General features: G+C 67.2%; 10 protein-coding genes. 6 read left to right on the top strand and 4 right to left on the bottom strand.

What is annotated here, in order from left to right; all coding sequences use genetic code 11:
* Nucleotides 1-204 precede the first annotated feature (204 nt).
* Nucleotides 205-1281, bottom strand: a complete 1077-nt coding sequence (locus F3J18_RS31660; RefSeq protein ID WP_240156467.1) for a type III secretion protein — start codon at nucleotides 1279-1281, stop codon at nucleotides 205-207.
* 647 nt (nucleotides 1282-1928) lie between these two features.
* Between F3J18_RS31660 and F3J18_RS31655 the strand changes: the two genes are divergently transcribed.
* The gene (locus F3J18_RS31655) at nucleotides 1929-3119 is read left to right on the top strand and encodes an MFS transporter (protein WP_166916062.1); all 1191 of its coding nucleotides are present in this window, start codon (nucleotides 1929-1931) and stop codon (nucleotides 3117-3119) included.
* A 104-nt stretch (nucleotides 3120-3223) separates the two neighbouring features.
* On the opposite strand, the gene F3J18_RS31650 is transcribed toward F3J18_RS31655, so the two are convergent.
* Both F3J18_RS31650 and F3J18_RS31645 read right to left on the bottom strand, forming a co-directional pair.
* Nucleotides 3224-3523, bottom strand: a complete 300-nt coding sequence (locus tag F3J18_RS31650) for an addiction module antidote protein (RefSeq protein ID WP_166916060.1) — start codon at nucleotides 3521-3523, stop codon at nucleotides 3224-3226.
* Complete coding sequence (locus F3J18_RS31645; RefSeq protein ID WP_166916064.1) at nucleotides 3520-3825, bottom strand: type II toxin-antitoxin system RelE/ParE family toxin; 306 nt, start codon at nucleotides 3823-3825, stop codon at nucleotides 3520-3522. The genes F3J18_RS31650 and F3J18_RS31645 overlap by 4 nt, the downstream gene beginning before the upstream one ends.
* Before the next feature lie 430 nt (nucleotides 3826-4255).
* Here F3J18_RS31645 and F3J18_RS31640 point away from each other — a divergent pair, with 430 nt between their 5' ends.
* A complete protein-coding gene (locus F3J18_RS31640) occupies nucleotides 4256-5809 on the top strand; it encodes a hypothetical protein (protein WP_166916058.1) in 1554 nt (517 codons plus the stop codon).
* Nucleotides 5810-5912: 103 nt separating this feature from the next.
* Here the strand turns inward: F3J18_RS31640 and F3J18_RS31635 are convergent, their stop codons facing one another.
* A complete protein-coding gene (locus F3J18_RS31635; RefSeq protein WP_166916056.1) occupies nucleotides 5913-7337 on the bottom strand; it encodes a class I SAM-dependent methyltransferase in 1425 nt (474 codons plus the stop codon).
* Between the two features lie 505 nt (nucleotides 7338-7842).
* On the opposite strand from F3J18_RS31635, the gene F3J18_RS31630 reads away from it, so the two are divergent.
* The 4 genes from F3J18_RS31630 to mhpT all read left to right on the top strand — a co-directional run.
* A complete protein-coding gene (locus F3J18_RS31630; RefSeq protein ID WP_240154769.1) occupies nucleotides 7843-8274 on the top strand; it encodes a MarR family transcriptional regulator in 432 nt (143 codons plus the stop codon).
* Nucleotides 8275-8484: 210 nt separating this feature from the next.
* Entirely contained in the window at nucleotides 8485-9315 is an 831-nt protein-coding gene (locus tag F3J18_RS31625) for a p-hydroxycinnamoyl CoA hydratase/lyase (protein ID WP_025097477.1), read from the top strand.
* Nucleotides 9316-9466: 151 nt separating this feature from the next.
* On the top strand, nucleotides 9467-11356 hold the full coding sequence (locus F3J18_RS31620; RefSeq protein ID WP_166916052.1) for a feruloyl-CoA synthase: 1890 nt from the start codon (nucleotides 9467-9469) through the stop codon (nucleotides 11354-11356).
* Nucleotides 11357-11503: 147 nt separating this feature from the next.
* The coding region (mhpT, locus tag F3J18_RS31615; RefSeq protein WP_166916050.1) for a 3-(3-hydroxy-phenyl)propionate transporter MhpT at nucleotides 11504-12481 on the top strand (978 nt) is incomplete at its 3' end.

Here is a 12481-nt window from a genome sequence, read left to right as displayed (position 1 = left end):
TGGCGGCGTTGTCGGCTGCCGCCGCCGCGTCGGCCGCCGAGGCGTCCTGCGGATCCGAGGCGTAGATGTGCTTCACGCCGTCGGGCGTCTGCGCGTACTGCACGCCATCGGCCGAGATCATTTCCGACTAGGCCGTCGCGTCCGTCGAGGGGGCGTTGCTGGCCGGTTCGGCGACGCCGGCGACGATGTCCTTCACGTTCGGGTCTAGATCGGCGCGCACGCTCGCGATGGCCGCTCTGCGTCCCGTTTTGTTGCTCGATTGGCGGCGTTGTCGGCTGCCGCCGCCGCGTCGGCCGCCGAGGCGTCCTGCGGATCCGAGGCGTAGATGTGCTTCACGCCGTCGGGCGTCTGCGCGTACTGCACGCCATCGGCCGAGATCATTTCCGAATAGGCCGTCGCGTCCGTCGAGGTGGCGTTGCTGGCCGATTCGGAGACGTCGGCGACGATGTCCTTCACGTTCGGGTCTAGATCGGCGCGCACGCGCGCGATCGCCGCGTCGAGCGCCATTTTGTTGCCGACCGAGCCCTTGATCACGAAGCGCCCGCCGCCGCCGTACTGCACGCGCGCGCCGGGCACGCCGAGCGAATCCTCGATGCTGCGCGCCACCTGGGGCGCGACGTCGTATTGCGGCGCGACCTGGGTGATCGTCAGGCGGCGCAGCAACTGGCGCACCGCCGAATCGTCGGCCGAGCTGGCCAGCATGCCCGTCACCACCACCGTGTCGCCCACCGCGTGCGCGTTCAGGCCGTCGATGCGGGCCGCCGCGAGCGCTTCCGTGACGCGGCGCGCGTTGTCGTCGGCGTTCGGCGGCAGGGCCGCGCGGCTCATCTGCACCGTCGAGAGCACCGAGACCGTCACGATCACCGCGCCCACGCCGAAGCAGGCCGCCGCGATGCCGAGGTAGCGGCGGCGCAGCGGCGAGGCCTTCGGCACCGGCTTGGCCAGCAGCGTCTGCAGCAGCTCGTAGTCCGACGGCCAGACGCCGGTTTCGTCGCCGACGCAGAGGATCGTGCCGTCGAACTGCATCGGCACGAAGTCGATCAGCAGGATGGTCTCGAGCGGGCCGCTGGTCGGGTTGCCGGCCGCCGCGCCCGCGTTGGCCGAGGCCACCGCCTGCGCCGACACCACGCCCGTATCGTCCACCGTCAGCCACAGATCCGCACCGCGCCAGTCCGTCAGGCGTATGTCGGCCGCGTCGTCCGTGCCGATGCGGTGCGCGCCGGGCGCGAGCTGCAATTGCGCGCCTGCGTGGGTGCCGGTCAGAATCCGCAGCAGTTTCATGGGTCCGTCGAGTCTGGTCACAGCCTGAGCTTTCGTTCCGGCTAATGTAGGCGCTCGCTCGATAGCGGCGTGTGGCGGATGCGAAGCTAGAACGCGGTATGCGAACGCAGGGGAAGCGGTGCCGGGAGTGTGAAAAAGCGTGTCGTGAAGGTGGTTTTTACCGACGCCGAATTATTTTCGGGTTGGGAATGGGGGTAATGCCGAGGTGAGTCTCCGAGGCTCGGCGGGCGGCACGGGCGGCGGGTGGGGAAGGCTTGTCGGGTGGGCGATTCGGCGGGATTTAAATCCTTTTGCGCGATGGCTTGGCGGTGAATGCGAAGCGATGGCCGGTGGAAATCAGGAATGCTCGACGGGCTCATTGGCTTGAAACAAAGCGTGATGATGGGTGCCGATGCGAGATCGGGCGATACCGGTAGTTGGCTCGTTCGACGAACGGTCGGCCCATGTCGAATCCAGGGAGGCGGCTCGCGATTCCATGCGAATCGACCACCGGTTCCACTCGCTTGCACTCGCGAACTCTCTTCGTTACACTGCGCCGCAGACGAGGTTCAATCCACTTCCCGATCCTCGCGTAAGCGTTAACGTGAACCAACGCAAATCATTGGGCTTGCTCTCCCGGCAGGCTCGATTGCGCAGGTTCACGCATCATGAAATCCGCTTACGTCAACGCGGCCGCATTGCGCCGTGGCTATCTTCTCCCCATCGGTATCGTCCTGGTTGGCGCCAATCTGCGCGCACCGATCACGTCGCTTGGCCCCGTTCTCGACCGGATTCAATCCGACCTGTCGCTCGGCGATTCCGCCGCCGGCCTGCTGGGTGCGCTGCCGCTTCTGGTTTTCGCCTTGCTGTCGCTCGTCGCGCCGGCGATCGCCAGGGCAATCGGCCTCGAACGCGGCATCGGTGCCGCGCTGGTCGCGATCCTGGTCGGCACCGTCGTGCGTTCCTGCCCGTTCGATGGTGCCGTCTGGCTCGGCATGCTGCTGTTGAGCGCCGGCATCGCCATCGGCAATGTCCTGCTGCCCGGGCTCGTCAAGCGCGAGTTCCCGGAGCGCTCCGCCTTCTACACCAGCCTCTACGCCGCGGCCATGGCCAGCGCGGCGGGCCTGTCCGCGGGCTTGGCGGTGCCCGTCGCGTCGCTGCCCGGCTCCAGTTGGCGCGTCGCCATCGGGATGAGCATCATCATCACCGTGGCGGCGTTCGCGACGTGGCTGCCGCAACTGCGCTTCGAACACCGTCCCTCGGTGCGCAAGGAAAGCGCCGCCGGCTCGGTCTCGCCCTGGCGACACCCGATCGGCTGGCAGATTTCAGGCTTCTTCGCCTGCCATTCGTTCGTGTTCTATTCGCTCGTGACCTGGTACGCGTCGATTGGACTGGAGCGTGGCGAGTCCGCCGCTTCCACCGGGTTCGACCTGCTGCTTTACCAGGTGGTCGCGGTGGCGACGAGCCTGCTTTCGGCGCCTCTCATCAAGCGCATGAAGGATCAGCGTGCGATGGGCTACGTGTGCGGCGCGTCTCTGCTCGTCGGCACGCTCGGGCTCTGGAGCGGTGCTCCCGTATCTGCCGCGTGGCTGGTTGTTGCCGGCCTCGGCGCCGGCTTCTCGATGACCACCAGCTTGTCGCTGTTCGCGCTGCGTACCCACCATCACGACCAGGCGGCCAGGCTGTCCAGCATGGCGCAGTTCATCGGATATTCCGGCTCGGCTGTCGGCCCGCTGCTGATGGGGGCCTTGCATGCCGCCACCGGGGCCTGGCGTGTCCCGTTGGCCGTGCTGATCGTCGTCAGTGCGTTGGTTGCCGTGTTCGCGGTTCTCGCGGGACGGCGGCGGTTCATCGATTGAAGGTGGACATCCCTCGTGAGAAGTTCGACGAGAGTGGCAGGGGATTCGGATATCGATCGAGGTGTCGTGTGCCGGCGAATTTCGCTGGCGAGTCGATCACCTGTTCATGGGCTCGATGTCGCGGGTCGAAAGGATATCCGTAGCCCAAGCGCACTCGCAATTTTCATCACGGTAGCAAAACTCGGATTGCCGTCGCCCGACAGGGCTCGATAAATGCCTTCACGACTCATGCCGGTATCGCGCGCGAGTTGGCTGATATTTCGCGCACGCGCGATGTCACCAAGGGCTGCGGCGATCAAGGCCGGATCGCCGTCTTCGACCGCAGCGTCGAGGTAGGCGGCAATCTCCTCCTCGGTCTGCAGATAGTCGACGGTATCGTATCGACTGAACTTCACGGTTTTCATATCGTGGACCCCTTCCATTGCGCAGCGATTGCCTTGGCGACGGCAATGTCATGACCTTGACTATCCTTATTGCCGCCGCATAGCAATATGACCACGACGCGGCCTCGCTTCATGTAGTAGACCCGATATCCAGGGCCATGGTCGATTCGCAGTTCCGAGACACCGTCGCCAACCGGCTTCACGTCACCCGGGTTGCCGAGGCTCAGGCGACGAATGCGAACTTCGATCCGCGCTCTTGCACGGATGTCGCGAAGTTCTCTGAGCCATCGGTCGAATACATCACTCGTGATGATTTCGGCCATATGCGGACTGTAGTGGGATAGGAAAAAACTGTCAACCATGGTTGACATGTCGAATTTGCGAGCGAGTAGTTCCGGAACCTGCATGCGGAACACGGGCGCAAGCGTGTCGATTGTCCGGGATGCGATATCCGAAAAAAGCCATTTCCGTGCGGTGTGATGTCGCCTGGAGGCAGCTTCACGTCCATGACACGTTCATCCCCGATCGTGACCGCATCACGTCGGCCCACCTCGTCGAATTCGAGAGGCTGCACACGGAATAGATCCACGGCATCAAGCGTTCTTGAGTGCGACAGACACTCAAGACGATCTGGACGTACAACCGAGGGCGCCTTCGATGCATCGAGGGCCGAGATGTCTGTCGCAGCATTTTTCTCCGTGCCGCACGACAAACTGAGAGCTGACAAGGTCGAATATGCAATCCAGACAGCGCATGGGGCTCCAGCCCCTACCTTTCACTTACGAGGAGTGGAAGAAAAAGACCGAGCTGACGATCGGCCGCCGCGATTCCAGGCTGGCGGCGCTCGACATGGCCATCAAGGCCTATGAGGTGGGCAAGTCGCCCGGCAATCTGCGCATCATCGAGAACGCGTTTTTCGCCTGGCGTCGCAGCAGCGGCATGGGCGACGAGTGGAAGCGGAATGCCCGCAACAAGAAGACGGAGTACTTCTCCCTCCTGTACTCGTGGCTCTATTCGGTCGACCTGGACGTGCTGGCGGGATCGGCGCAGTTCATGGTGGACGACATGGCCAATGCGCGCGCCGGCATCCTCTGGTTCTTCTCCAAGCTCGAGTGCGAGCGCGGCAAGTTCCAGATCGTGACGGGCGGGGTGTTCGACATGTCGAATGCCGGGCTGACCTTCGGGGCTATCGAGGCTGGCAAGGAGGCCGGCAAGATCGTCACCGATGTCAGGAACATCAGCAGCACCGGGGTTCGCACCCAGGCGGAAAAGCTCGCCAAGAAGCTCGACGCGCGAGGGGCCGGCACCAAGGCGGCGGACCCGCCCTCGACGCAATTCACGGTCGATTCGGGGATCCTGTTCCATCGCTCTCCCGAGGTGCTGAGCAATGGCGAGATCGCGCTGTCCGACAAGATCTTCGGCGCCTTCAAGCAGGCCTGGACCGCGGCGGGAAATTTCATCGACGAAAACACCTTCAAGGATCTGCGGGCCCTGACCGATTTCCTGGTGAAGCGTTTTCTGTCGACGGTGGCCAACGCGACATACGGCGTGTCGATGAATCTCGCCACCGCCGTGAACACGCTCGTCGAGGCCGTGTTCCAGCGATACAAGGCCTGGCAGAGCGGGCAGGACGTGCAGGTGGTCGACGGCACGCCGGCCACCATCGTGCATGCGCTGGAAACCAAGATGTCGGTGATCGCGGCGCAGAACCTGTACGCGACGCTGCGCTCGGGCGTGCAATTCGGTTTGCAGGTCGCCTCGCTGGGGGCGGCGCATGTGGTCAGCTTTGTCGTGTCGGCGGTGGAGGTGCTGATCAAGACGGCCTACCGCCTATATGAATTGCACCTGTTCCGGAAGTTCGTGGCCGAGGCGAAGGAGAAATTCCAGGGGCTCGCGGCACTGAAGATTCACCAGGATCCCATCGCATTCAACACGTGGTTCAAGTACTACGCGACGCGGGTGCCGCTCATTTCGGCGCTGATCCTGAACAGCGGGGCGATCAACAAGATGCACCTGCTCAAGATGTTCGCGGGGCGCTGCGTGATCAACCAGTCGCAATACGATGCCGGTGTGAAGTATCTGGCCCGCCTGCACAACTGGAGCGCGAAGTACATCGAGGATTCGGGCTACAAGGTGTACAGCGCGGACGAGATCGCCAACCAGTGGGCGAAGCCGAGGAAGGATTTCGACTCGAACTACCTGAACAACCGGAAGTACCAGCTCTACAAGTTCGGGTCGGCGTTCTTGACCGGTGGATCGAAGAACATCGTGACGGGCGTGGCGGGGGATGTGATTCCGGTGCTTTAGCCTGAGGCGCGCTTGGCGACGGAGGCCGGCAGGGATATCGATGCGCCCGGCATGGCGAAGCTGGCGGGCGCGTCTACTGGCAAGCTGTGGTCGGCAACGACCATCAACCGCCGCGCAACACGCCCAGCCGTGCGAGCCGCTCGGGGCAAGCCACCGGTTTCCCCGCCAGCCAGGCGAGTGCCTGGGCGGCTTCCTCGCCGCTCACGGCAACGCCGTTGCCGAGCACCTCGCAGGGCACGAACACCGTTGCCGCCGGCGTGCCGCCGCTGGCGAGCGCAGCCGCGGTGGCCGCGCTCGCGGTGCGGCGCGGGCCGCTCGCATCCGGGCCGCCGGATCGCGCAAACGGGGTGAGCGAGCCACCCGCCACCAGGAACAGCAGGTTCTGCATGATCTCGCGCGCGTTGCGCTGCGCCCCGCCGAGCCGCGCGACGATCTCGCCGATCGGCAGCGCACCGCCTGCCAGCAAGGCGCGCAGGTCGGCGATGAAGTCGGGCTGGAAACCGAGCACGCCGCGCGGAATCGTCATGCGCGGCTCGATCTTCTCTAGCGCGCCCGAGCAACCGATCGCCAGCTCGTCGAGATGGCGCATCGCCTCGCCGGGCGAGCGGCCCGCGCGCGCGCCGCGCACGAAGACGTCGCGCCGGAAGCGGCGGTTGACCGCGAAGTCCTCGCCCAGGTGCCGCAGCCGCGCGTTGGGCAAGGCGGCGATCGCATCGGCGGCCGGGCGGTCCATCAGCAGCAGCGGATGGTTGTCGGGCAGCGTCGCGCTGCCCGCATAGGCCAGGCCAACCTCGGCCATCTCGTCGACCACGTCGACCGAGTAATGCACCTGCCAGGTGCCGTTCAGGAATTCGTGCGCGAGATAGTCGAGCGGATCGTCGGCGAGTGCCGCGAGTGCCTCGGTGGCCGCCGGATTGTCGCGAAAGTAGCGCAGGCTCGGGATGCCGAGCCGCTGCATGCCCGCCAGCGCGCTGCCGGTGCGAGTCTCGATGTCGCCGTCGGCGGCCTGGGCGAGCTCGAGCATCAGCTTGCGCAGCGGTGCCTCGGCCGACCAGCCCGGCTCGCAGTTGTAGCTGAGATAGACGAGTCCGCCGTCGGCGAGGCGGCGATCGAGCAGCTGCCGCACCACGCGCCGAACGTCGGCGTCGACCCAGCTGTAGATGCCGTGCATCACGATGAAGTCGAAAGGCGGCAGCTCCGCCTCGAGCAGCGCCTCGAAGCTGGTCTGATGGAACACCGTGTTGCTCACGCCGAGCCGGGCCGCGCGTCGCGAGGCCGCCTCGATGTGGGCCGGGTTGAAATCGCAGGCGTGAAATTCGGCATGCGGGAAGGCGGCCGCGTTGATCACCGTCGAATGCGCGAAGCCGCAACCCAGGTCGAGATAGCGGAATGGCTGGTCGAGCGCCTTGGGACGCGCGCCGCCGATCACTCCGGCATAGTTCAGCCAGGCCGGCGACAGTTCGCGATGGAACCGGTCGGGGAAGGTCACGTCGCTGAGGTAACCGGAGGTGGGATCGGCTGCGGACATGGGGATGAAAGTGCGATTCGATTGCCAGCCTGAGGATGGGCCCGGCTGGGTGCCTGCGTGGCGCTCGCGATGCGGGGCGGCGCGATGCGCGCTCAGGCCACCGGGGTGGGTTCCACGCTCCACGCGACACCATGCCGGCTCCGCAGCCTCGGGCGACAGGGCGTGAGCTTAGCATGGGGGAAAGGCTTTCAGATGGGCTTGCGGGCCACTTCCCGCGTGCTTCCAGGGGCGCCGCTCGGCCGCCTCGACTGGTCACGGGCGGTTGCCAAGACGAGGCGCCTTGAATCAGCTACTTCGCTGCCGTCTCGGGCATCGTCGGCGCCTCGACCGTCAGGGGCCGGCTTGACGGTTCCGGCCAGCCTCGCGTGGGCGCGCCGCGGCAGCTTGCCGAACGCGCAGGCAAGCGCGGCTGCTAGAATCACCGCCATTTCCTCCCTCCCGCGCCATGAAGTCCGCCCCCGCCCAGCCCGCGAATCCGAAATCCGCCGCCTCCACGCCGGGCGACATGCCGAAGGCGCGCGTATCGCAGCGCCTGACCTACGCGATCGGCGGGCTCGATCGGCTGCTGCGTCGGCACATGACCGACGCGCTCGCGCCGCTCGGCATCACGCTCGCGCAATACACGGCGCTGTCGGTGCTCGAGGCGCGCGGCGCCCTGTCGAATGCGCAGCTCGCCGACCGCTCCTTCATCACGCCGCAATCGGCCAACGAGGTGATGAGCGTGATGGCCGCCCGTGGCTTCGTCACGCGCGAGGCCGATCCCTCGCACGGCCGCGTGATCCTGCTGAAGCTGACCGGCGAAGGCGCGGCGATGCTGCGCGAGTGCGAGGCCGTGCTGCGCCCGCTCGAGACGCGCATGCTCGGCGACGTCTCCGCCGACGATGCCGTGCACGTCCAGCGCGCGCTCGAACTGTTCGCGCGCAACCTGCGCGGCTGAGCCTGCCGCATCGCGCGGCCTGATCCACCTGTTCCCCATTCGCCGCCGCTGCCGCGGCGCCTGATCGATCCCTGCTTCCTGTCGTTTCGCTCCGGGTTTACACCGGCGCTCGTGCTGCTTGCAATATCAGGTAGCCTGATATTAAATTGAGCCGTCCGCAGCAGGGATGCTGCGTGCGTCATGGCACGAAAACGAACGACAGGAACTTCTATGAGCAAGTACGACAAGCGCTGGCAGACCGTGGACGTGAAGGTGGAGGCCGGCATCGCCTGGGTCACCCTGAACCGTCCCGACAAGCGCAACGCGATGAGCCCGACGCTCAACCAGGAGATGCTGCAGGTCCTGGACGCGATCGAATTCGACGACGAGGCGAAGGTGCTGGTCCTCACCGGCGCCGGCGCCGCCTGGACGGCCGGGATGGACCTGAAGGAATACTTCCGCGAGATCGACGGCGGTCCCGACGCGCTGCAGGAAAAGGTGCGGCGCGACGCATCGGAATGGCAATGGCGCCGCCTGCGCATGTACGGCAAGCCGACCATCGCGATGGTCAACGGCTGGTGCTTCGGCGGTGGCTTCTCGCCGCTGGTCGCCTGCGATCTGGCGATCGCCGCGCAAGAGGCCGTGTTCGGCCTGTCGGAGATCAACTGGGGCATCCCGCCCGGCAACCTGGTCAGCAAGGCGATGGCGGATACGGTCGGGCATCGTCGCGCGCTGCACTACATCATGACCGGCGATACCTTCACCGGCATCGAGGCGGCCGAGATGGGCCTGGTGAACAGTAGCGTGCCGCTCGCCGAGCTGCGCGAGGCGACCATCGCGCTGGCCGCGCGGCTGATCGACAAGAACCCGGTCGTGCTGCGCGCGGCCAAGCACGGCTTCAAGCGCTCGCGCGAGCTCACCTGGGAGCAGAACGAGGACTACCTGTACGCGAAGCTCGACCAGGCGCAACTGCGCGACCCGGAACATGGCCGCGAGCAGGGCCTCAAGCAGTTCCTCGACGACAAGGCGATCAAGCCCGGCCTGCAGGCCTACAAGCGCTGAAGCCGGCAAACGGGACAGACAAGGCAGGAGACGAGATGACCGACAGACGAATGCGGATCGGCGAGACGAAGGCGCGCGCTGGCGCGTCGAACGCTGGATCCAGCGGGCCGGAGCGGGCCGCCATGCAGGCCACGCCGTGCCACGGTCCGACATGAGCGACGCGACGATGAACCCATCGCAGCCCGCGCCGGCACGTGCCGACGACGGCGTGCGCTATCGCGCGGCGGCGGTCGCCGAAGGCGCCGCCGCGATGCGCCGCACGCAAGACGGCAGCTGGTACCTGAGCGCGCGCGAGCCGCTCGGTGACTACCCCGCGCGCCTGAGCGACCGCCTGCTGAGCGGCGCGCAGGCGCATCCCGATCGGCTGCTGGCGGCGCGCCGCGGCGACGATGGCCGCTGGATCGGCATCAGCTACGCCCAGATGCTGGAGCGCTCGCGCGCGATCGGGCAGGGGCTGGTCGATCTCGGCCTGTCGGCGGCGCGCCCGCTCGCCGTGTTGTCCGGCAACGATCTCGAGCATCTGCAACTGATGTTCGCGGCAATGCTGGCCGGCGTGCCGTATGCGCCGATCTCGCCGGCCTATTCGCTGGTCTCGACCGACTACGGCAAGCTGCGCCACACGCTGGGCGTGTTGCGGCCGGGCGCGGTGTTCGTCGCCGAGCGCGCCGGGTTTGCCCGCGCGCTCGACGCGGCCAAGCCGGCCGATGCGACGCTGATCGTGGCGCGCGATGCCGATGCCGCCGGCGATGCGCTGCCGCTCTCGCGCCTGCTGGCCACGGCGCCGCGCACCATCGACGCGATCCATGCCGCGATCGGCCCCGACCATCTCGCGAAGATCCTGTTCACCTCGGGTTCCACCCGGCAGCCGAAGGCCGTGCCCACCACGCATCGCATGCTGTGCAGCAACCAGCAGATGCTGCGCCAGACCATGCCCGAGCTAGGGCGCGAGCCGCCGGTGCTGGTCGACTGGCTGCCGTGGAATCACACCTTCGGCGGCAGCCACAACCTCGGCATCGCGCTGTACAACGGCGGCACGCTGTATATCGACGACGGCCGCCCGGTGCCCGGCCGTTTCGACGAAACCGTGCGCAACCTGCGCGAGATCGCGCCGACGATCTACTTCAACGTGCCGAAGGGCTGGGAGGAGCTGGCCGCCGCGCTCGAAGGCGACGCGGCGCTGCGCGATTCGTTCTTCTCGCGCGTGAAGCTGTATTTCTTCGGCGGCGCGGGGCTCTCGCAAGCCGCCTGGGACCGGCTCGATCGCGTGACCGCCGCGCATTGCGGCGAGCGGATTCGCATCATGGCGGGCCTGGGCATGACGGAAACCTCGCCGTCCTGCCTGTTTACAACCGGGCCGCTGATGCGCTCCGGTTATATCGGGCTGCCCGCGCCCGGCTGCGACGTGAAGCTCGCGCCGAGCGGCGGCAAGCTCGAGCTGCGCTTCAAGGGGCCGAACGTGATGCGCGCTTATTGGCACGCCGAGGTCGATCCGCGCGAGGTGTTCGACGAGGAAGGCTATTACCGCAGCGGCGACGCGGCGGTGTTCGCCGATCCCGATCGGCCGGAACTCGGGCTGCAGTTCGACGGGCGGCTGACCGAGGATTTCAAGCTGAGCAGCGGCACCTTCGTCAGCGTCGGGCCGTTGCGCGCGAGGGCCGTGTCGAGCGGCGCGCCCTATGTGCAGGATGTGGTCGTGACCGGGATCAATCGCGACGATATCGGCCTGCTGGTGTTTCCGCGCGTCGATGCCTGCCGGGCGCTGGCCGCGCTCGCCGCCGACGCGCCGGCCGCCGAGGTGCTGCGCGCGCCGGCCGTGCGCGCGGCCTTCGAGGCCTGGCTCGCGGAACTGAATCGGCAGGCGAGCGGCGGAGCGACCTTCGTGGCGCGCATTCGCTTGATGGATCGTCCGCCGTCGCTCGATCTCGGCGAGGTGACCGACAAGGGGTCGCTGAACCAGGCGGCCGTGCAGCAGCATCGCGCGGCGGCGATCGAGGCGTTGTACGACCCGGCGCGCGACGATCCCGACGTGATTCGCGCCTGAGCGCGATCCTGAACGGACAACAACAAGGACCTGCCGGCCACGCGACCGGCAGGCTTTTTTACGGCCAGTGAATCAGGCTGCCTGATAAAAAACCGCGGCGCCCGGCAAGGCGCGCCGACCACGAGACAACATGGATTGGAGACATCGATGAATACCTACGTTGCCGAAAAGCCGGCGGTCGCGACCACGCTCGCGCTCTGCTTCGCGATCGCGCTGCTCGAGGGGCTCGACCTGCAGTCGGTCGGCGTTGCCGCGCCGCGCATGGCGCGGGAGTTCGGCCTGAGCGTGTCGCAGATGGGCATCGCGTTCAGCGCCGGCACCTTCGGGTTGCTGCCCGGCGCCATGCTCGGCGGGCGGCTGGCCGATCGCATCGGGCGCAAGCGCGTGCTGATCGCCTCGGTCGCCTTGTTCGGGCTGCTGTCGATCGCCACCGCGCAGAGCTCGAGCTTCGCGATGCTCGTGGTGGTGCGCGTGCTGACCGGCATCGGCCTGGGCGGCGCGATGCCGAACCTGATCGCGCTGTCGTCCGAAGCGGTGCCGCCGCGATCGCGCAGCAGCGCGGTGGCCGCGATGTACTGCGGGATTCCGTTCGGCGGCGTGATCGCCTCGCTGATCGGCGTGCTGCTCGCCGGCGATACCGAATGGCGGCACATCTTCTACGTCGGCGGCGCCGGGCCCTTGCTGCTGGTGCCGGTGCTGGCGGTGCTGCTGCCGGAATCGCGCGCCTATCTCGACGTGGCCGGCACCCGCGCCGCGCGAGCGAGCGTCGCCCACACGCTGTTCGGCGGCGGCCGCGCGAGCGCCACGCTTGCCTTGTGGATCAGCTACTTCTGCACCCTGATCGTCCTCTACTTCCTGCTGAACTGGCTGCCGTCGCTGATGGCGGCGCGCGGGCTCGACCGCGCGCACGTCGGGCTGGTGCAGGTGGCGTTCAACGTCGGCGGCGGGCTGGGCGCGCTCGGCATCGGCGCGGCGCTGGACCGGATGCGCGCCTCGCGCGTGGTGGGCGGCATGTACGCGGGGATCGTGCTGTCGCTGGCCGCGCTGGCGGCGGCGCCCGGCTGCGCCTCGCTGGCGGCGGCCGCGTTCGCGGCCGGCATGTTCGTGATCGGCGGGCAGTCGGTG

This window comes from Burkholderia sp. Ax-1720, assembly GCF_011753035.1.
In the GTDB taxonomy this organism is placed as follows: domain Bacteria; phylum Pseudomonadota; class Gammaproteobacteria; order Burkholderiales; family Burkholderiaceae; genus Burkholderia; species Burkholderia gladioli.
This window is presented reverse-complemented; position numbering and strand designations above follow the sequence as displayed.

Bases quoted from the DNA above. Each gene is read 5' to 3' on its own strand.
- F3J18_RS31650 (WP_166916060.1), bottom strand. From the start codon at position 3,523: ATGAAAACCGTGAAGTTCAGTCGATACGATACCGTCGACTATCTGCAG.
- F3J18_RS31640 (WP_166916058.1), top strand. From the start codon at position 4,256: ATGGGGCTCCAGCCCCTACCTTTCACTTACGAGGAGTGGAAGAAAAAG.
- F3J18_RS31660 (WP_240156467.1), bottom strand. From the start codon at position 1,281: ATGAAACTGCTGCGGATTCTGACCGGCACCCACGCAGGCGCGCAATTG.
- F3J18_RS31620 (WP_166916052.1), top strand. From the start codon at position 9,467: ATGAGCGACGCGACGATGAACCCATCGCAGCCCGCGCCGGCACGTGCC.
- F3J18_RS31635 (WP_166916056.1), bottom strand. From the start codon at position 7,337: ATGTCCGCAGCCGATCCCACCTCCGGTTACCTCAGCGACGTGACCTTC.
- F3J18_RS31655 (WP_166916062.1), top strand. From the start codon at position 1,929: ATGAAATCCGCTTACGTCAACGCGGCCGCATTGCGCCGTGGCTATCTT.
- F3J18_RS31645 (WP_166916064.1), bottom strand. From the start codon at position 3,825: ATGGCCGAAATCATCACGAGTGATGTATTCGACCGATGGCTCAGAGAA.
- F3J18_RS31625 (WP_025097477.1), top strand. From the start codon at position 8,485: ATGAGCAAGTACGACAAGCGCTGGCAGACCGTGGACGTGAAGGTGGAG.
- F3J18_RS31630 (WP_240154769.1), top strand. From the start codon at position 7,843: ATGCCGAAGGCGCGCGTATCGCAGCGCCTGACCTACGCGATCGGCGGG.